28 protein-coding genes and 1 pseudogene are annotated in these 21,047 nt (G+C 64.6%); 17 read left to right on the top strand and 12 right to left on the bottom strand.

Translation table 11 applies throughout. The annotated features are described in order from the left end of the window. Positions 1-474: 474 nt before the first annotated feature. The 5 genes and pseudogenes from CH285_RS12945 to CH285_RS28390 form a co-directional block, all read right to left on the bottom strand. Positions 475-909 (bottom strand): hypothetical protein, encoded by a 435-nt coding sequence (locus tag CH285_RS12945; protein ID WP_042940335.1) that lies wholly within the window; start codon positions 907-909, stop codon positions 475-477. Continuing rightward, a complete protein-coding gene (locus CH285_RS27515) occupies positions 906-2,153 on the bottom strand; it encodes a hypothetical protein (protein ID WP_141215007.1) in 1,248 nt (415 codons plus the stop codon). The genes CH285_RS12945 and CH285_RS27515 overlap by 4 nt, the downstream gene beginning before the upstream one ends. Positions 2,154-2,995: 842 nt before the next feature. Then, positions 2,996-4,777: a hypothetical protein gene (locus CH285_RS12935; RefSeq protein ID WP_141215008.1), complete on the bottom strand. Its 1,782-nt coding sequence runs from the start codon at positions 4,775-4,777 to the stop codon at positions 2,996-2,998. Positions 4,778-4,812: 35 nt separating this feature from the next. Then, positions 4,813-5,616 carry a site-specific integrase gene (locus CH285_RS28395; protein ID WP_232433769.1) on the bottom strand — a complete coding sequence of 268 codons (804 nt, stop codon included), beginning with the start codon at positions 5,614-5,616 and terminating at the stop codon, positions 4,813-4,815. 270 nt (positions 5,617-5,886) lie between these two features. After that, positions 5,887-6,297, bottom strand: a pseudogene (locus tag CH285_RS28390) (site-specific integrase); the annotation flags it as partial. A 346-nt stretch (positions 6,298-6,643) separates the two neighbouring features. Here CH285_RS28390 and CH285_RS12920 point away from each other — a divergent pair. The 3 genes from CH285_RS12920 to CH285_RS12910 all read left to right on the top strand — a co-directional run bounded on the left by CH285_RS12920 (position 6,644) and on the right by CH285_RS12910 (position 9,198). Further along, positions 6,644-7,030 carry a hypothetical protein gene (locus CH285_RS12920; RefSeq protein ID WP_094642677.1) on the top strand — a complete coding sequence of 129 codons (387 nt, stop codon included), beginning with the start codon at positions 6,644-6,646 and terminating at the stop codon, positions 7,028-7,030. A gap of 149 nt (positions 7,031-7,179) precedes the next feature. Further along, positions 7,180-7,464, top strand: coding sequence for a hypothetical protein (locus CH285_RS12915; RefSeq protein ID WP_094642676.1), 285 nt, complete (start codon positions 7,180-7,182; stop codon positions 7,462-7,464). A 93-nt stretch (positions 7,465-7,557) separates the two neighbouring features. Continuing rightward, complete coding sequence (locus CH285_RS12910; protein ID WP_094642675.1) at positions 7,558-9,198, top strand: ParB/RepB/Spo0J family partition protein; 1,641 nt, start codon at positions 7,558-7,560, stop codon at positions 9,196-9,198. A gap of 103 nt (positions 9,199-9,301) precedes the next feature. On the opposite strand, the gene CH285_RS12905 is transcribed toward CH285_RS12910, so the two are convergent. Next, positions 9,302-9,520, bottom strand: coding sequence for a helix-turn-helix transcriptional regulator (locus CH285_RS12905; protein WP_094642674.1), 219 nt, complete (start codon positions 9,518-9,520; stop codon positions 9,302-9,304). Positions 9,521-9,777: 257 nt separating this feature from the next. Between CH285_RS12905 and CH285_RS28385 the strand changes: the two genes are divergently transcribed. The 9 genes from CH285_RS28385 to CH285_RS12860 all read left to right on the top strand — a co-directional run bounded on the left by CH285_RS28385 (position 9,778) and on the right by CH285_RS12860 (position 14,292). Continuing rightward, positions 9,778-10,008, top strand: a complete 231-nt coding sequence (locus CH285_RS28385) for a hypothetical protein (RefSeq protein ID WP_255032419.1) — start codon at positions 9,778-9,780, stop codon at positions 10,006-10,008. 125 nt (positions 10,009-10,133) lie between these two features. Next, on the top strand, positions 10,134-10,349 hold the full coding sequence (locus CH285_RS27510; protein ID WP_141215009.1) for a hypothetical protein: 216 nt from the start codon (positions 10,134-10,136) through the stop codon (positions 10,347-10,349). Continuing rightward, positions 10,349-11,005: a DUF6349 family protein gene (locus CH285_RS12890; protein ID WP_094642671.1), complete on the top strand. Its 657-nt coding sequence runs from the start codon at positions 10,349-10,351 to the stop codon at positions 11,003-11,005. The genes CH285_RS27510 and CH285_RS12890 overlap by 1 nt, the downstream gene beginning before the upstream one ends. Before the next feature lie 37 nt (positions 11,006-11,042). Further along, entirely contained in the window at positions 11,043-11,978 is a 936-nt protein-coding gene (locus CH285_RS12885) for a hypothetical protein (RefSeq protein ID WP_094642670.1), read from the top strand. A gap of 133 nt (positions 11,979-12,111) precedes the next feature. Beyond that, on the top strand, positions 12,112-12,444 hold the full coding sequence (locus tag CH285_RS12880) for a hypothetical protein (RefSeq protein WP_094642669.1): 333 nt from the start codon (positions 12,112-12,114) through the stop codon (positions 12,442-12,444). Further along, entirely contained in the window at positions 12,441-12,821 is a 381-nt protein-coding gene (locus tag CH285_RS12875; protein ID WP_094642668.1) for a hypothetical protein, read from the top strand. The genes CH285_RS12880 and CH285_RS12875 overlap by 4 nt, the downstream gene beginning before the upstream one ends. Before the next feature lie 327 nt (positions 12,822-13,148). Beyond that, positions 13,149-13,382, top strand: coding sequence for a glutaredoxin family protein (locus CH285_RS12870; RefSeq protein ID WP_094642667.1), 234 nt, complete (start codon positions 13,149-13,151; stop codon positions 13,380-13,382). A gap of 53 nt (positions 13,383-13,435) precedes the next feature. Beyond that, positions 13,436-14,023, top strand: a complete 588-nt coding sequence (locus CH285_RS12865) for a DnaB-like helicase N-terminal domain-containing protein (RefSeq protein ID WP_094642666.1) — start codon at positions 13,436-13,438, stop codon at positions 14,021-14,023. Continuing rightward, a complete protein-coding gene (locus tag CH285_RS12860; protein WP_094642665.1) occupies positions 14,020-14,292 on the top strand; it encodes a hypothetical protein in 273 nt (90 codons plus the stop codon). Before CH285_RS12865 ends, CH285_RS12860 begins: the two co-directional genes overlap by 4 nt. Before the next feature lie 96 nt (positions 14,293-14,388). Here the strand turns inward: CH285_RS12860 and CH285_RS12855 are convergent, their stop codons facing one another. The 3 genes from CH285_RS12855 to CH285_RS12845 form a co-directional block, all read right to left on the bottom strand. Further along, on the bottom strand, positions 14,389-14,739 hold the full coding sequence (locus CH285_RS12855; RefSeq protein ID WP_094642664.1) for a hypothetical protein: 351 nt from the start codon (positions 14,737-14,739) through the stop codon (positions 14,389-14,391). After that, on the bottom strand, positions 14,736-15,683 hold the full coding sequence (locus tag CH285_RS12850; protein ID WP_094642663.1) for a hypothetical protein: 948 nt from the start codon (positions 15,681-15,683) through the stop codon (positions 14,736-14,738). The genes CH285_RS12855 and CH285_RS12850 overlap by 4 nt, the downstream gene beginning before the upstream one ends. Before the next feature lie 123 nt (positions 15,684-15,806). Further along, entirely contained in the window at positions 15,807-16,241 is a 435-nt protein-coding gene (locus CH285_RS12845) for a hypothetical protein (RefSeq protein ID WP_094642662.1), read from the bottom strand. 294 nt (positions 16,242-16,535) lie between these two features. Between CH285_RS12845 and CH285_RS12840 the strand changes: the two genes are divergently transcribed. The 5 genes from CH285_RS12840 to CH285_RS12820 all read left to right on the top strand — a co-directional run bounded on the left by CH285_RS12840 (position 16,536) and on the right by CH285_RS12820 (position 19,186). After that, the gene (locus CH285_RS12840) at positions 16,536-16,718 is read left to right on the top strand and encodes a hypothetical protein (RefSeq protein WP_032386842.1); all 183 of its coding nucleotides are present in this window, start codon (positions 16,536-16,538) and stop codon (positions 16,716-16,718) included. A 224-nt stretch (positions 16,719-16,942) separates the two neighbouring features. Next, positions 16,943-17,509: a hypothetical protein gene (locus tag CH285_RS12835; RefSeq protein WP_094642661.1), complete on the top strand. Its 567-nt coding sequence runs from the start codon at positions 16,943-16,945 to the stop codon at positions 17,507-17,509. Between the two features lie 177 nt (positions 17,510-17,686). Further along, positions 17,687-17,992 (top strand): hypothetical protein, encoded by a 306-nt coding sequence (locus CH285_RS12830; RefSeq protein ID WP_094642660.1) that lies wholly within the window; start codon positions 17,687-17,689, stop codon positions 17,990-17,992. Positions 17,993-18,179: 187 nt separating this feature from the next. Beyond that, complete coding sequence (locus tag CH285_RS12825) at positions 18,180-18,542, top strand: hypothetical protein (RefSeq protein WP_094642659.1); 363 nt, start codon at positions 18,180-18,182, stop codon at positions 18,540-18,542. A gap of 14 nt (positions 18,543-18,556) precedes the next feature. After that, positions 18,557-19,186, top strand: coding sequence for a DUF6308 family protein (locus tag CH285_RS12820; protein ID WP_094642658.1), 630 nt, complete (start codon positions 18,557-18,559; stop codon positions 19,184-19,186). Between the two features lie 206 nt (positions 19,187-19,392). Here CH285_RS12820 and CH285_RS12815 read toward each other — a convergent pair whose 3' ends face one another. The 3 genes from CH285_RS12815 to CH285_RS12805 all read right to left on the bottom strand — a co-directional run bounded on the left by CH285_RS12815 (position 19,393) and on the right by CH285_RS12805 (position 20,878). Beyond that, positions 19,393-19,728 carry a hypothetical protein gene (locus CH285_RS12815; RefSeq protein WP_094642657.1) on the bottom strand — a complete coding sequence of 112 codons (336 nt, stop codon included), beginning with the start codon at positions 19,726-19,728 and terminating at the stop codon, positions 19,393-19,395. Between the two features lie 112 nt (positions 19,729-19,840). Then, positions 19,841-20,398: a hypothetical protein gene (locus tag CH285_RS12810; protein ID WP_094642656.1), complete on the bottom strand. Its 558-nt coding sequence runs from the start codon at positions 20,396-20,398 to the stop codon at positions 19,841-19,843. 3 nt (positions 20,399-20,401) lie between these two features. Further along, a complete protein-coding gene (locus tag CH285_RS12805) occupies positions 20,402-20,878 on the bottom strand; it encodes a hypothetical protein (RefSeq protein ID WP_094716610.1) in 477 nt (158 codons plus the stop codon). Between the last annotated feature and the right edge of the window lie 169 nt (positions 20,879-21,047).

Raw genomic sequence — 21,047 nt, 5'->3', positions numbered from 1 at the left:
AACGCATGAGCAATACAGGTTCTCGGTGGCTACGGCCAGCTGTCCTGCTGGTTCTAATCGGCGTCTTGCTCGTTGGTGTTGCATTTGGGGCGACCAGCCAGATTGGGCTCGGTCGCTCGGCCTCAGAAATTTGCGAGAATGCTTATCCGGGGGCTGTCGACGTCGAGTCCAGTCGTCCCCTCCTACCGCTAGTCGTCGTGCGTTGCGCTGCACAGGATTTTGACACGCGTGTGGAGACTAATGAATTTGATCCGCTGTCAACGCTTGTCCTCGCGGCTGGGATCGCAAGCATTGTCGTTGGTGTATCTGCCATCCGACGTCAAAAGCTGAACGAGTCATCTCAAAAAGGACAGCGGTGAACATACTCGGAGTGGTCTGGTCTGATTCGCTGTGTGAGAACTCGAATTAATTCTGGTCGGAGGATACTTCCTCCCCGACGCCCAGTATCTTGCAGCTTTATCGGTGGATCGAGGCTTAGCGGTCCTGCCGGCCACACGCGCCCACGACAGCGTCCGCGGAGCTCGAGCGTGACTGCAGGGAGGTCACCCCTGACGTTGTTTCCAGTTCTTTCCGTAGGGCGTGGTTGTCGAGTGTTAGCCGCTGGATGACGGCCAGTGCGAGGGTGAGGTCTTGAGTCAGCGCCGCGTTGTCTCGTTGCACGCGTTTGTTGGAGGCAAGGAGTTCGGTCCGGTCGTCATGCCGTGTGGCGACGGGAGCTGCGACGGAAGCGGCTCTGAGTTCGGCAGCGATAGCGGGGTAGTGCCGCCAGAAGGTTGCGTTGGACAGACCCAGTCGACGGGCAAGGCCGATGACAGTGGCGCGGCCGCCGGCCGATGCTGCGTCTTCGATGTGCTCTGTCATCACTCGACGGACGTCCTGCTCGCTCGGGAGGTCGATGCGTTTACTCATCGGATTGAGTTCGGATCGTGTCGGTCGACGAACTGATTTATCTGCTCACTCCGTTGCCGTAGTCGATGCTGCAGCAACGGAGGCAGCGACGGTGTTCGTTCGAGCTCGCGCTCGATATCGGAGCTCTCCGAACGCAACTCGTCGAGGTTGCCTGAGGTGAGCGCGACGTTGCGGCATTCGAGAGGTCGACAACCACCGAGCGTCGGCGCGTTCTGGCCCGAAAGGTTTTGTGCGCGTGTGCACAGTGCCTTGTCCGGATCGTAGACGCAGGTGGCGTATCGGCCTGGATAGATTGCTGGGTCGAATCGGCGTATTAAGCGGTCGTGCCGACGCCGGTCGGTGACGACCTGTCCTTGGTATCGGATATTCGACTCGAGCTCGCTCAGACGTCGGCGGGCTTCGTCGGCGGCGGGTCCAACGAGATCGGTGTGTTCGTGGGCATCGATCATTGCCATCAGACCCTCCCCTCGGGCAAGGGCCTCCTCTGACTCGACTTCGGCGCGGAAACCGCTATCCGATGTGCCGGCGTAGCCCTCGAACATCTGGACAGCTTGGTGGCGATATTGAATTGCCCCGGCAATGGATCCGCCGGGTTGGCGTGCGATGAACCAGGCGAGTGTTCGTCTGAACTGGCGGGTTGTCAGCCGCCACGTTTGGGCATTCACAGCCGGAATGTCCTCTGCGAGATCATGTGCGCGACAATAGCCATCGATCCAGGACACCAGATTGTTGATGTGGTCGTTCGTGGTCTTGGTCAAATTGACGTGGGCGGCGGTTTTGCCGATCCGCACAGCGGTGCCATGAGTTGAGGGTGCGAACAGCCGGGTTTCGTTACGGGGTTGGAGGAGTTCGAGGACCGCCACGGCGCGGGCGGCCGGAGCGCCGACAACCCAGGTCGCTTGCACTCCGGTGGGGTCGCGTTCACCTTTGAACGCCAGGCTGGTGATCATCCACCGGTAGGGCCTGCCGTGAGGGTCACGTTTGACGCTGATGCAGCCCCGCTGCAGATGCTTGATCTCGCTGTCACGCATGCCGGACAGGAACGCGATGATCACGTAGCAGGCTGCGCTCAGCGCCGACAGCAGGTGCAAGATCCCGGCCTGCCGATCACGCCGATTGAACAGGATGCGGTCAATCCAGGGGGACCCGTTGATCCGTCCGTTGATCACCACGTCACACGAGACATCGTTGTCGACCCCGACCAGTCGAGCTGTGTCCTCGATGAGGTCATGGTAAGTCCGCAAGGTCGAGCGATCGCATCCAAGCAGGCGGGACAGGTGGCGAAAGCTCGGTTGGCCGTTGTGTCCCGGTAGTGGGCGTTCTGCGTCACGGTATTCAGCTAACAGATGGACCAGATCCTTCTCTACCCAACGCCTTGCCTCGGGCGGAACTACCCCTTCTTGCAATCGAACTCGTCGCCACTCGCGGTCTGCCGCGAGAATGTCCGATGCAAACTCATCGACGAACCGCAGACTCCAGGTGAGTAGGGGTCCGAGCACCGCCTCCGGAATTCTGGCGGTCGCGTTGTCTGGCCCGCTCCTGTCGCCGGACTCGCTCCAACCATCGATGTGGTACGGGTCGAAAGTCAGCTGATCGGTAACCATGAGTCCGCGGTAGCGATAGAGCGACCGAACCGAACTGCGATAGCGATCACGAACCGTGAGAGTGGGTTGCGTCGCGAGCAAATGCAGTTGGTACGCAATCAAATCGGAAGGTTGCAACTCCGATAGCAGCGGCTGGCGCAGGTTGGGTCGCGAAGCGAGCCAGGAGAAGAAGTGGCGGAGCGTGGGCAACATCGAGGCAATCGTCGCTACCTTCGGTAAGCCGCGTCCTCTGGCGGGTGCAGGCCCGCCCAGCAGCCCGATGAAAAGTTCTTTGGCCACGGTGCGATAGACAGACGGCACGGATGTGAAGTCGAGGATCAGAGCAACATGATGTTGCTGAAAGAAAGCTGGACTGAGATCCCAGACGTCCTCTACGAATCGAGAAGCTCGGCTGAGTTCTGTCTCCGGGCGCACCGGCCGCCCGTTCAGTACGCATCGTTCGTCGAACGGGTGCGACGTCGACGGTTGAGGGTGGGCGTTGGTCATGTTTGCTCCCATGGTGATTCGACGAGATCGAGAAGTGCATCGGTGGGTTTGATCTCCGTTGCCGCCAGGATCTCGGACCGATTGAACTTCGAGAGAACGTCATGGCGGATGGCCGCCCACGTCGGTCCGTATCGGACCCACCAATCGGCCTCCGACAGCTGATCGCGGCGGGCCGCCAGCGCATCGAGCAATCCGAGCAGTCCAGGAAGGTGATCAGGCGTGATCACGCAGTTTCCGCAGTGAAAGCAGTCGAGAAACGATGCGCGACAGCTTCTCCCGGTGGCGGGATGATGGTCGTGATCCCGGCACGCTGACCAGGCGGTATCGGCTGCGTCTGTGTGCGTCGGCGGGGTATCCCCGTGAGGATTGGTGGCGGAGCGTTCCGGCTGCACGTTCAGTGTGCCTCCTGCAACGTGCAGCGCCCGTCTGTGTGCTGCCAGAGCGCTCGATTCGGCGTCGCTGACGGCAGCCGCAACAACGGTGTGTGCCCATTCCTGTGTTGTCGGGTCTCCGCGTAGATAGTTCCGGAACAGAACCGGGATGGTGTTGCTCCGGGCAGCGGACGGGAGGTGACCGCCGATCTGTTTGGTACGGCGCACGTCTGCCGTGGTCTTGATCCGGTTGCCGGTGACCGCAAGCGGAGCCGGGGGCGTTCCGTCGACGACGTCAGCGTGGAGGCAATGCCGGGTGCGCCATCCGGCAAGGTTGATTGCTGTCGCGGTCAGTTCGCGAGCGAATGGGTCGAAATGTTCTTCGATACCGCGAAGGCCGGTGTTGTGGCCGCTACGCCAGATCGACCAAACGGATGCGCTGCCAGAAGTGTTCCTGCTGCGAGTGGTCAGTTCGTGTAGCAGTAGGTAAAGACCGCCGGGATAGTGCAGTTCGCGACCCGGTGGCCCGATCTCCCACGTCGCGGTCTCGAACCATCGGTGATTGCCGCGGCGGCGTTTGATGACACGAACTTCGACGGCGCGTGTCTCCAGGATTCGGTGTTCCCAGGGGAGCTCTTTGATGGTTTCGATATTGCGGCCGGTCAGCGCCACCATCAACACGAGCATTGGCGCGAGGTCCCGGATCGTCATATAGAGCCGGCTCGCAAGCTCCAGTCTGACGACGTGCGCGCTGAAGCTCCGGCTCGGGGGTACGACTCCTGATTCCGCAATCGCGACGAGCTCTTTGTCGCCCTCCAAGCCTTCCTGTTCACCCGTTTGTCCTATTGCAGCTTCCGAGAGTCGAATTCGATCGCGCAATGCGGTGATGTCTGACCGAGCGGCTGAGAGAATACGATCGAACTCTCCGTCCGAGTAGCCAGGTTGGCCAATCCGGGTCTGCCCGATTTGGCGGCAGGTGTAGTCGATCACTGATGAATTCACCGTATCGACCAGCGGTGGCAACGTCAGGAACTGTCCGAAAAGTGCGATGCCTCGCCAGGCGTAGACGTCCTTCTGCGTGATTCTGCGCTGGTTGTAGACAGATTGGAGGTGGGCGGTCTCCAGCAACGGTGGTCCGGTCGGTGGATCCGGCAGTTCCGAGAGGGATCGCAGCATGGATCGCACCCTCGTAACCAGTCCCTTCGCTGAGCTGAGCGTCCTGCTGCGTCCCGTCGCCCCGAGGGCAAGGGCCAGAGCCTCTGCAACTGCCGTGTGCCAACCGGGCAGCGCCATCTTCGCGACGTCCACCAGCAGAGTCCGGCCGTCTTCACCATCGAATCGGACCGTGAGGCCGGAGGCGATGGCGTGTTCGCCTTCGGTCGGTGTGTACGGGCCAGATGGGAGCATCGCGCGGCGCCCGGTGCCGGTACTGCCGCGACCGTTCACTGTGTTTTGTTCTCAGTGGCGACGTCGAAGACGTCGAGTGGAGTGTCGCGGGGATCTTCCCATGTGTTGGGCACCAACATCATTCGCGTTTCCATTTCCAATTCCGACAGCGCGTGTAAGTAGATCTGTGTTGTCACCACGGAGCGGTGTCCGAGGCGACGTCGCACCCAGTCCAGAGGGTCACCGAAGATCTGTGTCCATTGCCCTCGCTGTTCGGCAGTCATTTCGGTCATCGCGCTGATATGTCCGCGCTGTAGCTGTTCCAGAGTCACCACCGCGAACGTGTGCCGCAGGAGGTGAGCATGTGCAGTCAGAGGAACTCCTGCTCGACGACACCGTGTGTTGGCGACTGCGAACATGTCTTTCCAGGTCGAGACCGCGATGGGGGTGCCGAACTCCGACAGCCAGAACGCGGCCGGCGTCAAGCCATCGGGCCCGTCGATGAGCAAGCGGCGTCGTTCGTCGGCATCGAGGTTGGAAACTTTCACGGTCGATCGCAGACCGGACCGAGTCTGTACGACGACCGGCGAATGCGGATCAGGGATCACGAGCGGGCGGCGAACCTGTTCGTACCGTCCGCAGGCGCGTGCGCGGGCGATGACCTCCGCGCGATCGAGTGTCGCGTACCCGATCAGGTCGGCGATCACGGATTCAGGAACGTAGACTCGGCGGGCCGAACGACCTTTGGCGATGGCCGTCGGCAGCCAAAAACGTTGATAGCCCCCGAGACCGCGAGCTGTTGGCACATCGAATACCGTCAGCGCCGCTTGCTCGGACAACCGCATGCCGGTGCGCACCATCAAGTCGCAGAATGATGCATTGCGCGCCGCCCAGCGACCGCGAAACCCGGTGTCGTGGACACCGTCGGCGCGATATCCGCGAATCCCGACATCGCGCCATAAACGGTAGGACTGGGGTGGGAGCCACTCGATACGATCCGTCGCGGCATCGTGCGAGTAGGTTGCCGGTGTTGTGGTCGAAGAGTCATGACGGACGAGGCCCGCGCCGAACGGCATTGGTCGTCGAACTCTCTGCGGCACAGGGTTGTTCAATATATGGCCCGCGCGGACCTGCCATCGATAGAACTTGTCGACTGCGGCAACCTCTCGGTCCCATGTCGCACCTTGTATGTGCGGCCCTTGAGAGTCGATCCTGCGCCAGCGCCAGTACGCCAGATGGTCAGCCTCGTTGACGTCGCACCAACGAGCTCTGTCTCGTGAGACAGCAACGAAGTTCAAAAACGCGGCTAGATCGCGGGCGTAGCCCACCTGGGTGTGGCGCGCCTTCGCCTGCATATCGACTGATCTGAAGAAGGCATTCAACTCGATGTCATACTCAAATGATGGGTCAATGAGGAACGGCGTGCCGGCCACCAACTCTGGCCGCGCGAACCCAGGCCACTCCAAATTTGTGTCCGGCACCGCTGGCCGCGGCACCAACTCGTGTGGAGTGATACAAACACGCCAACCAGGTCTCGGCATGGTGGGCAACAGTACGTGGACATCTGTCCATCCGTGCACAAAACATAGCTCTCACCGTGGCAGGCTCGTCCGGAGGATCCTTCCGCGACGGGACACCTCTCAAGGTCCGCTCGGAGGGGCTCGCGATGGATACAAAATCGCCCGGTCTGCTCCATGCGTGGGCGAAAACTGCTCGGGGACAGTGGATTTGCTGTCTGAGCTTCGACATACCGATCGGGAACGGCAAGGGATTCCTTCGCCTCCATCAACAGTGGTGCCCCGCCGAAGCCGCAACCCCCGTCAGCTGAAACATGCTCAATCGTCAAGATATGTTGACGGACAGAATGCGTCAAGATATCTTGACGTTATGGAATCGGAGAAGGTCCTCACCCCGACCGAGCTGACCGAACTCTACGTCCAATACAGGGACGCTCTCGTCGACGTCGACCTAGCCGAGATGGTGCGCGAGCAGGGGCGCAAGGACGCCGGGACGTGGACCGCGAACGCGCAACGCCGCATGGACGACGCGGTCTCCGATGTCGACGCACTCGAGATCAACGCATTCCTCGCCTCGACGATGATCGCCGACCGCTACGCCATCATCGGACGCCTCCGGACCCAGGAGCGGCCTGTCCCGTGGTCGAAGATCGGCGAGATCCTCGGCATGAGCAAGCAAGCCGCCCAGCAGTGGTACGACACCTACAATCTGCGTCCCCGGATCGAGAACCCCACCCGCCGCACCGACCCGGCGTGAGTCGCAGGCTCGATCAGCCTGCGCTGTAGGTGATCCGAGTATTCGCGGTGCCGCCTCTCGGCACCTGCAACGATTCGCCCCCCTGTGCATTGGCATCGGAATCCGTTGCAGCACTTGACTTTACAGTCTGAGACTGTAAGGTTAGAGGCATGGGAGAAACGCAGCGAGACCTCACGGCAGTCACCTCCGAATACGGCGACGAACGCTCCGAACGTGGCCTGGGGGTGTCCATCCGACGGGGCGGCATCGAGGTCGAGTACATCGACGCGCCCGGCATCGAGGAGCGCGCACCGATGGCCTGGACACCGGACACGGCGCAGATGCTGCTCGCCCGTCGCGGATACGAGGTCACCGGTCGCTGGGTCGACATCAGCGACCCCTGTGCAGAAGACCCGATCTGGGAACTACCCATCGCGACGACCGCCGACCGCTGACCCTCGCTCGACCCTCCACCTGTGAACAGGCACCGGGCAGCTGATATCTGCCCGGTGCCTCACCTGCACACACTAACCAGGGAGACCGCCATCATGACTACCACCACGGCTGCACAATCGGCACCGACCTCGACCGGCTACATCCTCGTCGACGCCGACCCGCACGCCCTCGACATCACCGCCAACGTCCGCGACGGCGTAGACATCACCGCCGACCCCGAGTTCGTCGCCTCCATCGCCGCCCACGGTGTCCTCCAGGCGGTCTCGGCGGTCCGCCGCGCCGACGGAACCCTGGTCGTCCACGACGGACAGCGCAGAACTCTCGGGGCCCGCGAAGCCGGTCTCACCTCGATACCGGTGATGGTGCGCGAGCAGTCCGACGACGAGAAGGCCGCAGGGATCGAACGCATCACCGAGCAGGTCGTATCCAACGACCAGCGCGAAGACCTCACCACCGGGCAACGCGCCGCCGCCGTCACGGGCCTGCTCGACCTGGGCCTGAACGTGCAGAAGGTCGCGACAGCACTGCACGTCCCCAAGTCGTACGTCGAAAAGGCCGGTCGAGCAGGACGATCCGAGCGCGCTCGCCGCCAGCTCGACGACCGTCAGCTCACCCTCGAAGGGGCTGCGTTGCTTGCTGATCTCGAAGCCGCCGCACAGGCGGAGCCGTGGATCACCGAGGCAATCGAGCAGATCTTCGACAACAGATTCGGTTTCGAGTACCGCCTGGCCACCCTCCAGCGCCGCATCGACGAACGCGCCGAGACCACTGCCGCCGCAGCCGATTACATCGCACTCGGCTTCACGTTGCTCCACGACGAACCGTCCACCAGCGAGGGGGAGTGGTACTCCCTCGCGGACCTGCGCACCGCCGACGGCGGTGCAGTCCCGGCCGACGCCCCGGAGCAAGCGCCGCACTTGTGGCACGTCTACGTCCACGAGACCGGCACCGTCTGGGTCGACAAGACGACCCGCGAGGAAGTCGCCGAGGACGACATCGACTTCGACACCGAGGACGACGACGACGCCGAGGCGTACGAGGAGCTGCGGCACGCGAACACGGTCGAGAAAGTGACCGCCTGGGGGTGCGAGTTCTTCCTGCGTCACGACCATGTGTCTGCGGCCGGCCTCGAACTCGCACCCGAGAAGATCGCCGCCGCCGCAGAGGGCGTCGGCACCGAGGACGGATTGACCCCGGCGCAGCGCACAGCCGCGCGCGCCGAAGCCGAACGCATCGAGACCGAACGCGCAGAACGGCGAAAGGTCAAGGCCCTCAACCGCGCCGGAGCGACCGCGACCGAAGCCCGGCGCGCGTTCCTCACTGGGCTGCTCGCGGGCAAGGCCGCGCCGAAGAACGCCACCAAATGGATGGTGATCACCTTGGCGACCCATGGTGATGTGTTCACCGAATCAAAGTGCTCGGAGCGGTACGCCGAGATCATGGGCTCACCGCTGCACGAGGTCGACCGCAAGGCCACCGGTGCCACGCCCGCTCGCGCCGAGGTGCTGCTGCTCGCCCGCGTGCTCACCGCGTTCGAGGCCCGACTCACCGGCCCCCAGGACGCCAAGGACTACTGGCGCTTCTCCGTCAAGCACTACCGGGGCATGGTCGGCATCGACAGGTACCTGACCTTCCTCGCCGACAGCGGCCACGCCCTGACACCGGTGGAACAGGCCGCGATCGGCAACACCACCGTCGACGCCGCCTACGCAGCCGTCGACGACGACGCCTGATCGAACCGCAACAAGAGGAAGGGCCCCGACCATCACCCGATGGCCGGGGCCCTTCCTGTTCGTCAAGAGATGTTGACGATCGAGGGGTCGGTGGGTTCGCTCGTCACGGTCGGAGGTCGGTTCGTGCACCGCTGCCAGGCCGGTCGGTGATCCACTGCTCGATGTCGCCCCGCGCATACAGCGGGGTGCGGGAGAGGTGGCGGGCCGGTTTGGGGGCCTGTCCGCGTGCGACGTACGAGGACCATGTCTTGGCCGATATGGCCTTGCCGGTCTTGTCTTCGATCAATGCCAGCACGTCGGCGGTGGTGAGTTCGTCGGACATCGGATACTTCCTGGGTCGTGGTTGGCGATGCCCTGACCTTACAGGCTCCGACTGTAAGGATTTGGACTGCACGTCTTGCACCTTACAGTGTGAGACTGTAAGGTTAGGGCATGGCCACGACACGCACCGAATCACACCAATGCGACTGGCAGTCAACGCTGTTCGATGACTGCGCTTTGCCGGGTTGTGGCGCTCCAGTCGTTACGCCGGGCGACGTGTGCCAGTCCTGTCGCGTGGCTTTCGGGGACATGCTGACCGTGCGAACCAATGGACCTGACCTCGACCCAGAGCAGGTCCGCGCCGACCTCGCTGCCCGTGATGCGAGCACCCGCGAGCAGTACCGCGCACAGGCCGCCACCGTGGCTGCGGCGCAGCAGGTGTCGACCCGTAAGCGCAACCAGATCTGCTGGCTCTGTGAAGAGCGACGGACCTGCACCTCGACCGCCGGGCGCTGGGAATGCGCCGACTGTCAGACCTTGCCGTCCTGAGCGCCTGCACACGGCCCGCGACCGTCATCGCTGAAGTCTTTCTCCGCCCGACCTTGGGAGTACTCATGACCGCCACCCTGACCACGCCCACCACGCCCGCACGCCGCCGCCTCAAAGGAGTTGGAATGAAACTGATTTCGCTCGACACACAGTTCGACGGAACGATCATCGACATTCTCGGCTATCGCACCGCACCTGCAGGCCGCGTCGAGGTCACCGCCCTCCTCGACGCACCCGGTGCCTGGTACAGCCGCACCCACCCCGTCGTCGTCGACGCCAGCGACGTACGACTTTCCCTCGCCGTGCAGTCCATCACCCGCCCCGAGCTGGGTGTGCGGTGATGGCCGAGACCGCAGGCCAGATCGACATCTTCGAGGTGCTCGCCGCCGCCGAAGCCGATGTACAGGAACTGCACGTCCAGCGGCACGGCATCCCGATCCTGTTCGCCAGCCCCACCCGAGGGGTGCAGGCCCGCGTAGCCGAATTCGAAGCCTGGGCGACCACCTGGGGACGACACGGCTCAACCGCCGCCTCCCACGCGTTCCGTCCGGGAATCTGCGACCCGTCCACACCCACCGATACCTGCCAACCCACCTGTGTTGCAGCGGACCTCGACTGCTGCTGCCCGGACACGAGCAGGGACACCCCCTGCCAGTGCGTCGGCGGCGACGTCTACCGCGGCGCGTGCACCGGCTGCCGGTGGGAAGGGGAGAACCGCGCCGACGAGTCCGAGGCAGTCTGCGACGCCCTCGATCACGCCCACCCCGGCTGGCTCGACGACCTCCCGATCGTGACCCCCGAGCGCACACCGTCGCAGAAGGATCAGGTGTGGACAGCGAAGGTCGTCAACATCGTCGGGGAACGCCCCACCGGATGGCCCGTCATCACCCGACGTGGCGTCACCATCGGCCTGCGCTCGGTCCCGCACCGCTCACCGTGGGGCGGCTACGACGTCGCCGCCGCCACCGCCGAAGCCCACCTCGCCCGCCGCCCCTGATCTTGCTGCCCCACCGAGCCGGAAAGGCCCACTACCGATGAACAACCCGATACCCCAACCGACGACACCCACCATCGCCGATCTCGAAGTGTTCCTGTCGTACGTCCTGTGGGGATGCACAGCCGTCGGGATCGCGGGCATGATCTTCGGCGGAGCCACGCTCTACCGGTCTCGCATGTCAGGTGGAGACGCCCGGACCGCCCCACAGATATGCGGGGGAGGGTTTTTCGTCGCCATCGCCGCCACCGCAGTCCGAGCGCTCCTCCTGCCGGTGTCTACCGGCGAGGCGACGGACCTACCTGCCGCCGACCCGGCACCGCCGTCCATGGTCGATACCGCACCCGACGTTCCGATGGACTGGACACCGGTCATCTGGTTCGGCGGCATCACCGCGGTCCTGGTCTCGGTCACACTGGCTGCATACCTGATCACCCGGACCCGCAGTCACCTCGTCGACCGCCGCAACGCGAAGAAGGCACTCGAGGCCGACTACGCCGCCGCGCACGCGGTCTACAGCGAGGTCGCGGACGCCTACGCCGCCTACCTGGCCGACCCGTACTCGATCTTCGTCAGGCCCCTGCTCGACGACCTCACCGAGCCCCGAACGGCAGCGTTCATCGACGCCTTCGCCGCAATGAACGACGTTCGCCCCGAACACGGCCCCGACACCCCCGAACGCGTGCAGGCCTTCGCCACAGCCGCGCAGAAGGCGCGCACGGCCTGGCGCAGCGCCGACGGCTACGCCCGCACCATGGGTCTGCGCGTGACCAGCGTCGACGATCAACGCACCGTGCGACGGATCCGCAGCGCACTCGGCATCGCCCTCGACACCTCGGCCACCGGACAGGAACGCGAGACAGCGCTGCGCACCGTCGCGGAACTCGCGGCCGGCATCGTCACCATCCCCGACCGCATCTACGACAGCGCCAAGGTCGCCATAGAAACCACCACACGCAAACAGATCACCAGCTGACCAACCAGACCCCGTGTGGTGCCGACACCCAGCAGTGTGTCGGCACCACCTGGCAACATCACCCACCAACGACACAACGACAGACACAGCTGTCGATCACGACTGGACACCACAGATCGGAACGAACAACGCCATGGATCTCGTCAACCGCACAGCACTGATCGTGTTCGTGGTCCTCGTCACCGGGGCCTACGCCGTCGGCACCGCCTACATACGCAAGCCGTCCCGAGTGAAACTGCACAGCAACGCACTCGCCCTCATCGGCCTCGCCGTAGTCGCCGCCAGCGTCTTCGCCATCACCTACCCAGACGTCGCCTGGGGTTGGAAAGCCGCCCTCACCGCAGGCTCCATCCTGTTCGGCTACCTGATCGCACGTGAGTTCAACAGCACCCGCGCCGATTACGAAGACGACCAGAAACGCAGCTTCACTCGAGCCGCCCTCGACGACGACAGGAACAACCGATGAACCCCCTCAGCACCTTCCGCAACCACGCCAAGATCCGCCAAGAATTCCTGTTCGACGACAGCATAGAAAACGCGGAACGCTACTTCGAGTCCGCGGACGCAGTGGACCGGCTTCGGTACGCGCTCAACCGATTTGCCGCTGTCTTGGTGGGCATCCTCGGAGTGTCCGCTGCCGCATACAACGTCAAGATGAGCTTCGACGGCAACGACATCAGCCTCATCGAAACCGTATTTCCCGCTCTTGCAGTGGCACTGGTGTTCGCTCTTGTCCGTCTCGGCAACGAGCTGGGATCGAAAGGTACGAGAGAGGTCGTCATCACCACGAACAGGGCAAAGTTCATCGGCGACCAACGCCGCAACAGCGCGTCCGACCACTGACCACCGACCGCGACCCCCCCGACTGACGCCGCCGTAGAGCAACAGCTCCGGCGGCGTTTCGCATGTCTCGATCACGGCGATGCGCCAGTAGTCGGCGACGGCACCATGGTCTGAACGTGGAATGAACTATTGCCTGTCGCTTTTTCGTATTCCTTTCCGTACTGCCGATAAGGAAACGCAACCGTCGTAATTCCGATCTGCTTAACAACCGGTAATCCATTGTGCACCAACATGTTCGAGATAAATTGTGTCGCTCCATCTATGGCTAATCGGGGCATTGTGGGATAAAATGGAACCTATCGGAAAAATTCTCTCGAGGAGTGAGCTATGTCGATCACTGTGTACACGAAACCCGAATGCAACAACTGCGATCAAACAAAACGACGCCTGAACAAGCACGGGATCGACTACACGACCGTCGATGTCACCGAAGACGCAGCGGCCCGCGAGTTCGTCACCAACGGACTCGGCTACCGGCAGATTCCCGTCGTGGTCGTCGACGAGAACACCCACTGGTCCGGCTTCCGGATCGACGCCCTCGACAAGCTCGCCGCCGCCTGACCGACCACTCCGTTGCCCCTGTTCGAGATCGACCTGCGAGAACGAGCCCGACGATGACGCCACTGAGCGCAGTTCCACCGCCCGACGAGCCCGAGCGTGTCGTTCGCAGCCTCGCCGCTGTCGCCGACGACACTGCCGTCGACAACGAGACAGCTCACGAGCCGTCCACCGACCCCGAGGCACTGCTGCTCTGCGCCCTGATGTGGAGCGCCCACACCGGGGGAGTATCCGCCGAAGATTTGCGCATCACCGCGATCGTGACCGCCGACGACTTCGACGACGTCGCCTACCGGCGAATGTTCGTCGTGATCGCCGGTCTCGCCCTGGCCGGCGAACCCTACGACCCAGCGAGCGTCACCGCAGCCTTCATGCGATCCGGATCCGGCGGAGCCAAAGACGCGCCCCTGCGTCGCCGCTTGAACGAGGTCATCACCGCCGGGGCAGACGGCTTCACCGCCGTCCACTACGCCGACATCGTTCTCTCCCAGTCCTACCGACGCAGTTACCGGACCGTGGCAACGGCCATCGTCCACGCCGCCGAAGAGCTACCGGAGGAGTACCTGTTCGAACATCTCGTGGAGCACGGACGCGCTCAACGAGCACTGTGGCAGCGGCTCAACACGTTTCGGTCAGGGCAGTGACCCTCGACAGTCCCCGCACCGGACCCCGTAACGAACGAGACACCCGCAGTGTCGACTCCCACGGGCACGAGGTGGAGTCCCCGATCGGGGCGTACCTGTGGTGGTGCGGACACGTCGGAGCCGACGCCCACGACCTCGATGCGCTGCAGGAGTGGGACTACCTCCACGCCGACGAGACCACCGACGCCGAACGCCGCACCCTGACCGCATGGGCACGCTCGGCTGGCATCTTCGGCGCACCCGGCACCGCGCCGCACCCGCAGCGCTGACCACGCGCCCACCCGGCCCGAACGACAAAGGCACCCACACCGGCTGTGTGGGTGCCTTTCTCGCCCGTACGGCCGAGCTGAGCCGGACGAGCGGTGTCAGTGGCGATCGCCGATCCGGACCTCGTCGCCGAAGTCGATGTCGTAGTCGGCCAGATACGGCGCATCAGGATCGCCGCTGGATGTGTATCGCGGGTAGAGGCCCTTCTGCTGTTCGGTCTGAAGAACGACCACGCGTACCCGGCCGGGCGTGATGTGGACTTCGCGGAGTACGCCGGTCATCGGTTCGTTCCACAGCACCGCCTCGAACGCCAGGACCGCGCCGAGGTCGCCGCCGTCGAGCCGGAACGCAGGCTTACCGTCGCCGACCGCGTCGGAGCGCTGCGAGGGCCGAGGTAGTCGGTGCCGCCCTTCCCTCCTCTGCGGTGGGATCTGGTGGTCGGTGGTCACCCGAGACCGTGATCGGCCGACCGCGATATCGCCGCTGTGTGCGTCGGGGCAGGGGCGGTGTGCAGCGTGGACGAGGTGGCCTGTGCCGCTCTGGACGAGCGTCCAGTCGGGGGAGTGACCAACCCGCGCGGACGTGTCGAGGAGCGTTCGACGTCCGCTGCGTTCGCCAGCGAAGGCGTCGATACCGACGCGGACACAGCTGCGGTGTTGTCCGGGCGTGCGGCCGGCGTCGATCGAGCTCGCAGCTCGTCGAGGTCGGCGGCGAGGGCGGTGATGTGTTCGGCGTCGGCGACCGGGTCGAGGACGGAGAGGTTCGCCCGCAGGTTCCGCACCTGCACGGACCGTTCGGCGGCTATGCGGTCGGTGTCGGAGACGTCCGCGTCGTGGGTCACGCGCAGCACCGTCTCGTTGCGCATCGGCTCGATGGAGCCGCCGAGATCTGCCGCGAGCTGCTCGGCGATGCGGTGCGCATCCTGCGGTGTGTACGCGCCGACGTCGGTGCGCGAGTTGGGGATCGGGCCGGGCCGGGTGGAGTACACCTCCACGTCGAGAACCGCGACGGCGTCGGGGCCGTCGACCGCCGAGTCGGGTAACGGGGGTGACGTTTCGACGACAGCGGCCACGGCGGCGGTCACTGCGCGTGGTGCGGGGATGACGGTGCGTCGCGCGCCGGAGGCGTAGGCGGGGAGCGCGGTCAGTTCGGCGGCGAGTTCGCCGGGGGTGCCGATGAACTCGACATCACGGCGTGAGGTGCCCTCGCCGACTGCGTCGATGACGACGGAGACGGTGTCGAACTCGTAGGTGTCTGCCAGTGCTGCTGCTTGGGTGAGTGCGAACTGTCCGGCGGAGCGGGAGGTGTAGAACGCGCCGCGGTAGTGCACGAAACCGGGGTCACCGTTGCGGTCGAGGGAGGCTACTTCGACGTTGAATTCGGGCTGGCTCATGGCAAGTGGTCCTTCGAGGTGTAGGTGTGCGCCCGGACGCGGAGAAGATGTGTCGAGCGTGCAGGGGCGCACTGGGGATCCGCGACCGGTGCCGGTGTGCGGGTGGTGCGAGGGCAGCAGTGTTCAGTGCGCGGGCGCAGTCGAGGACTGCGGTTCGCTCGACCCGTCGGGTGCAGGCGACGAGGCGTCGTCATCGTGGTGTCGGTCCGGTGCCGCGGCGGTGTTCTCGGCACCGACTCGGCGACGCGCAGTGGCGCGACCGGTGCCGCGTTTCGCTGACGCCTTGGATACCTTCTTGCCCACCGGTGTCGGAGCGGTCAGACCACTTCCGGTGAGTTCGGCAACCGTCCACCCGGCGTCGATCGCTTCTTTGTACGCGGCGGCGTGTTCGGCGTTCGCGTGTTCAGCGGCGCGCGTCGCCTCGGCGACCTTCTCGCGCGCATCAGCGGATGCCTGGGCGGCGTCGAAAAGGGACTCGATGTATTTGGTGCGGTTTTCTATCGCGGCGCGTGCGCGCGCGATGGCGGTGTCTTTGTCGACAGCGGGAGAGACAGACATGGTGAGGGCCTTCCAGTTTCGGTGCGCGGAAATCCCCACCGGACAGGTACCGATCGCTCACAGAGCCACACAACCCACAGTGCGGTGAACGCAGTGCGGGGTGAATTGGTACGGGTGGGGCGCGCTCGAACGTGACCCTCATCGACGCTCGAACTTGATCGAAAGTCTAAACGATCCACACCGAATCCGCCCAGACCGGAACTGCACACCCGACCACCGTCGGACACACCGAAAAGATCGGAGCTACCGCGACACCGAGCGTGGCTGGCGTTTCGTGGCTCCCGCACAGTCACCGTGCGAGCGGTACCCCACACCGCGCTGCAGGAGCGCCGAACCCCGGCGGCGTCGGGCGTCTCGCCGGTGGTGGCCGGTGCAGTCCTCGGGCAGGCCCTGGCGGGCCACACGCGACCCTGCGGGCCGCCGCCGAATCGAACTCCGCTGCGCTTCGTCCGCATCGAAGAAATCAATTTCTTGTGACGTTGTGGCTTCTCCGAGTGTTCATCACCCGTGCCGGCGCATCAACCGATGGCGGCTGCGCCGGCCCAAGGGCTCCGAAAACTTTTCAGAACGCCTTCGGCTGAAAACTTTCCGGCCCACCGGCTGACCCGCCGCCCCGTGCGCTGAGCCCTCTCCTCAAGCCACCACGGCAAAAGAAATTGGCAGGGCGAAGGTCCGGCCACCGTTTTCCAGGAGAGGTCACCATGTCGAGCAACACCACCCGACCCAGCCGCCGAGCCAGCGCAGCGCAGAACGCGCGGACCACCGCCATCGTCACCCACACCACCGCGATCGTCACCGGCCCACAGACCGCCACTATCACCGTCACTGCGGCCGCGACCGACGAAGCGCAGATGATCGTCGCGTTCGGGCACGTGATGATGACCTTCCGCAGCGCCGAAGCCGTCTGCGACCTCATCGCCGGATTCGCCTCCGCCCGAAGCTCACTCGTCGGCGTGGACGGTCACGCCCCCCACCCGGCGCAACCCGGCACACAGTTCGGTGCCGCCGCGATATCTGTCGTCTGGCTTGGCGGCCCCGAACACTCCGTCGTCGCGCACAGCCGCTACGTCCCCGAACAACGCCGCACCGTCCACTGGGCAGACCTGCACATGGGCCCGATCACTTGGCGCATCACCGACCGCGTCGGCTACGACACCCTCATGGAGGAGCTGCGCCGCGTTCACCGCACCGCGGTCGGGGTATTCGTCGACGGCGGCCGCTTCCGCCGAGACCCCACCAAAATTCTCGACGCATTCGACAACGCCTGACCGATACCACACGTTCGGCCCCGCACCGCGGGGCCGAACGTCGTTATCCACAGCTTCGCCGGCCATCCACACCCGACCGACAATGGCGGTCGCCTCGCCCGACTCGCTGCGCTCGCCGTGCGAGGCTCCAGTCCTACACGGCCCGCCCACGACAGCGCGAGGAAAGGAACACCGACGATGATCACCTGGACCGTCACTACCCGCCCCGAGAACAACCCCGAGATCATCACCTCATCCGGAGCCGAGCCGGACCTCGCCACCGCCAAGAGAGCAGCCGCCGACGCCGTCCGCTACGCACTGCTCGACGCCCGCGAACACGTCTCACCCGACAACGGCTGCGCCCCGTCGTATTTGGTCACCCTCGACGGAAACTTTGCGCTCATCGTCGGTCTCGGACGCTGCCGGACCGCGAACTTCAACGGCGTCCTCGACAGCCTCGAACGATTCGACGGAACCGGCGAGATGAACCTGCTCTACCTCTGAACCTTCCCGACGACGGCGAACGCCCAGGATGGATCACCCGATCGCACCGAGTCGTAGCTCGACCCCGTCGTAGCTCGACCCCGTCGTAGCTCGACCCCCAGGCGCGCCCGCCGCTGACAGGCCACATCGGATCCGTCGGCCTCACAACGCCACTTTCGTGTCGGAGCCTGGTGGAAGCCTGGGGACCATGCCGAACGACCACGCCGCCACACCGCAGCCTCTCGTGCGAGTGCGGGAGGTGCGCGCCGGCGATGTCCCCAACGGGACGCACGTCGTCGTGCACTGCACCCTCGCGGAAGTCACGGTGAAGACGAATCAGCAGACAGGCCAGTGGGCGATGGGGCGACTCGTCGACTCGGACGATTCGATCGACTTCTGGATGTTCCCGCGCGCGTTCGCACGCACCGGACGATCGTGCGTCGAGACGGCCGGCCTGATCGCTGCGACCGCATGTGTGTCCGGTCCGCCGGAGCGCACCGCGCTGATCGTCAACAGCATGGAGCGCATCGAACCCCACCCGGAACCCGGTGTCGACACCACTGCCCTCTGACACGATCGACCGCTATGAGCATCACTCTTCCACCGCCCCTGATCGCCGACTCCGACGACAACGCAGTCGCTCTGCTGCGGCAGTACTACGGCAGCACCTACCTCGATGCCGGCTGCTACACCGGCGCGTACTTCGACAGCTGGGCACCGCAGAACCGCGCCGCCGACAGCAACCGCTTCACCGCCGACGATCTCGTCGCCATCACCTTCCTGTCCGTCAACGTCACCGCGAGCGCTGCGCGCGAACTGCTCGTCACTCGAGCTGCACGGTTCGCCGAGTTGCTCGACGCTATCGGCCCGGACCGCGACCTCGTCGACGAAGCAGACGGGCTCACACCCGACGCGCCGATCCTGCTGCTGGAGGACGAACTCCGAAGCGTGGGCGACATCGGCCGCACCATCGCCACGAAGTTGATGGCCCGCAAACGCCCCCGCCTGGTCCCGATCTACGACACGGTCGTCGGGCGCGTGCTGAATACGGTGATGGTGCACCGTGATCCCATCCGGGAAGCGCTGCGCGCGGACGGAGGTGCGCTGCACACTCGACTTCTGAGAATCAGAGCGGACGCAGCATTACCCGACGACATCAGTGCGCTCCGCGTCCTCGACGTCATCAGTTGGATGCACGGCAAATCGAACAACTAGATCAGTTGGGGACGTGAATTCGCCACGGAGCCGTCCACTCGATGCTGTGCACGCGTGCACGGTGACGTCGTGTCGGTGGGATGCGCTTGCCCCTTGCGCAGTCGGCTCGCGACGCGTTGCACACCGCCAGCACAGCCGCCGTTGCAGCGATTGCACAGCGCCCCGGCGCGGTGACTGCGACATCGTGTGCAGATGGGCGGTGTCGGTCAGTAGTAGTCGTTGCCGTAGGGGTCGCGGTAGTGCCCGCGGCGCGGTCGCCGGCCTGCGAGACCGCTGGCACCACCGAGCAGAAACAGTGGTGCCATGAGCAGCAATACTGCACCGATAGCCAGCGCGAGGGCGATGAAGGTGAGCGAGACAACCGCGATGACGGCGATCACTGCGACTCCACTGACGATGATGAGCAGGTTGGCAACGACTCCCTTCCATCCGTGATCGTTCTTCGCGTAGTGCGCCACGAGGCTTATTGCTATCACCGCGGCAGCGATCGCCAGCAGAATGAGTACGACGCGGTGGTCGGGGTCGAGTGAGGAGAAGGTCACCGGGTGGGTCCTTTCGCGTGAGGACGCGGCACCCGACTCGGTGTGCGGCCCTGGGCCTGTTGGAGGTGTGTCTACTACACGGCACCGACACAGTCGGTGCCGTGAGTCGATCTCAGAACAAGGTCGGTGGTGCTTGCGCGTCGACGCTGTGGCCGGCGAGTGCTGCCAGCATTCGGTGTTCGTCGTAGCCGCCGGTGAGTGCGTCGCGGATCGCGACGGCGCGCCCGTACCGTCCGCGTGGATCCCCGCCTGCCGGTGTCGGTCCGATGTGACGTCCGGCCGCGACGGCGTGCGCGAGGTTCGCCGACTGGGTACCGCGTTTGAGGTGACCGTCGGCCACCCGCACGCACAATGTCTCGTCGCAGTCGTGCTCACCGACGATCCCGTCACCGAGGTCGCCGTATTCGAGTAGCAGAGCGAACCGGTGCGCGGACAACGTGCGTGGTGCGTCGCCGTCGGTGAAGGTAAATCTGCCATAGCCGTCGGGGTGGCTCACCGAGCCCCGCCACCAAAAATGGTCTGGACATTTGACGACCTTCGTCCAGAACCTGGCCACGGTCTTCGCAGTCAACGGCTGCTGCAACGGTCGCCACACCCGACGAACCGGCTGCGGCTCAGCGGCGTCGGTGTCGTCGCCGAACAACGCCAGTTGCATCACCGCGGCGGTCATCGGCTAGCCCTGACTCGTCGCGGGCTCGGCGGCCGGGACGCTGTCGACGGTCGCGGTTTTGCTCGTTGTTGCATCGCCTGTCGACGTCGAGTCACCTGGCTCGTTCAGGGCCGATCCATCGCGCGATTCTGCGTTTGCATCCGAGTCGGAGTCCGAGTCGGAGTCCGAGGTGTCGTCGCCGGTGTCCGCGCTCGCCGACGGCGCTGCGGTGTCGGCGAGCAGTGCCAGAAGTTTGCGAGCTTCGCCGGTCGTGATCCCCGCGAGTGTCGCAGCGGCGCTGAGTGTTCCTTCCCGGCCCCGGATGTCGTCGAGTGCGCGGGCCATCGCCAGCCGGGCCGCGTCGATCTGGTCAGCGGCCGCGAAGTAGTCCGTCAACGAGCCCATGTTCTTCTCGTCGCGCGCTTTGCGGTCGGCGACGACTTTTTGCTGCGCTGCCCGTGCCCGAGCACGCGCAGTCATCCGAGCCTGAGTCGACGCCATGCCGCCCACCCTAACCCCGAACACCCTCGAATTCACAGATCCTGACACAACCTCCTCCCACATCACCGACCCACCACCCCAGAAACCCCATCCCAAGACCACCGAGCCCAATCACCACCGATCTACAACCAAAAGCCAAGACCAACCCACAGACCTCATGCATTCAGGC

This window comes from Rhodococcus sp. 05-2256-B1, from assembly GCF_002258465.1.
GTDB classification, from domain to species: domain Bacteria; phylum Actinomycetota; class Actinomycetes; order Mycobacteriales; family Mycobacteriaceae; genus Rhodococcoides; species Rhodococcoides fascians.
Note: the sequence above shows the minus strand (reverse complement) of the source record. Positions and strands in the feature narration are given on the sequence as shown.

Bases quoted from the DNA above. Each gene is read 5' to 3' on its own strand.
- CH285_RS12945 (WP_042940335.1), bottom strand. From the start codon at position 909: ATGAGTAAACGCATCGACCTCCCGAGCGAGCAGGACGTCCGTCGAGTG.
- CH285_RS12935 (WP_141215008.1), bottom strand. From the start codon at position 4,777: ATGCTCCCATCTGGCCCGTACACACCGACCGAAGGCGAACACGCCATC.
- CH285_RS28395 (WP_232433769.1), bottom strand. From the start codon at position 5,616: ATGGTGCGCACCGGCATGCGGTTGTCCGAGCAAGCGGCGCTGACGGTA.
- CH285_RS12920 (WP_094642677.1), top strand. From the start codon at position 6,644: ATGGAATCGGAGAAGGTCCTCACCCCGACCGAGCTGACCGAACTCTAC.
- CH285_RS12915 (WP_094642676.1), top strand. From the start codon at position 7,180: ATGGGAGAAACGCAGCGAGACCTCACGGCAGTCACCTCCGAATACGGC.
- CH285_RS12910 (WP_094642675.1), top strand. From the start codon at position 7,558: ATGACTACCACCACGGCTGCACAATCGGCACCGACCTCGACCGGCTAC.
- CH285_RS12905 (WP_094642674.1), bottom strand. From the start codon at position 9,520: ATGTCCGACGAACTCACCACCGCCGACGTGCTGGCATTGATCGAAGAC.
- CH285_RS27510 (WP_141215009.1), top strand. From the start codon at position 10,134: ATGAAACTGATTTCGCTCGACACACAGTTCGACGGAACGATCATCGAC.
- CH285_RS12890 (WP_094642671.1), top strand. From the start codon at position 10,349: ATGGCCGAGACCGCAGGCCAGATCGACATCTTCGAGGTGCTCGCCGCC.
- CH285_RS12885 (WP_094642670.1), top strand. From the start codon at position 11,043: ATGAACAACCCGATACCCCAACCGACGACACCCACCATCGCCGATCTC.
- CH285_RS12880 (WP_094642669.1), top strand. From the start codon at position 12,112: ATGGATCTCGTCAACCGCACAGCACTGATCGTGTTCGTGGTCCTCGTC.
- CH285_RS12875 (WP_094642668.1), top strand. From the start codon at position 12,441: ATGAACCCCCTCAGCACCTTCCGCAACCACGCCAAGATCCGCCAAGAA.
- CH285_RS12870 (WP_094642667.1), top strand. From the start codon at position 13,149: ATGTCGATCACTGTGTACACGAAACCCGAATGCAACAACTGCGATCAA.
- CH285_RS12865 (WP_094642666.1), top strand. From the start codon at position 13,436: ATGACGCCACTGAGCGCAGTTCCACCGCCCGACGAGCCCGAGCGTGTC.
- CH285_RS12850 (WP_094642663.1), bottom strand. From the start codon at position 15,683: ATGAGCCAGCCCGAATTCAACGTCGAAGTAGCCTCCCTCGACCGCAAC.
- CH285_RS12845 (WP_094642662.1), bottom strand. From the start codon at position 16,241: ATGTCTGTCTCTCCCGCTGTCGACAAAGACACCGCCATCGCGCGCGCA.
- CH285_RS12835 (WP_094642661.1), top strand. From the start codon at position 16,943: ATGTCGAGCAACACCACCCGACCCAGCCGCCGAGCCAGCGCAGCGCAG.
- CH285_RS12830 (WP_094642660.1), top strand. From the start codon at position 17,687: ATGATCACCTGGACCGTCACTACCCGCCCCGAGAACAACCCCGAGATC.
- CH285_RS12825 (WP_094642659.1), top strand. From the start codon at position 18,180: ATGCCGAACGACCACGCCGCCACACCGCAGCCTCTCGTGCGAGTGCGG.
- CH285_RS12820 (WP_094642658.1), top strand. From the start codon at position 18,557: ATGAGCATCACTCTTCCACCGCCCCTGATCGCCGACTCCGACGACAAC.
- CH285_RS12810 (WP_094642656.1), bottom strand. From the start codon at position 20,398: ATGACCGCCGCGGTGATGCAACTGGCGTTGTTCGGCGACGACACCGAC.
- CH285_RS12805 (WP_094716610.1), bottom strand. From the start codon at position 20,878: ATGGCGTCGACTCAGGCTCGGATGACTGCGCGTGCTCGGGCACGGGCA.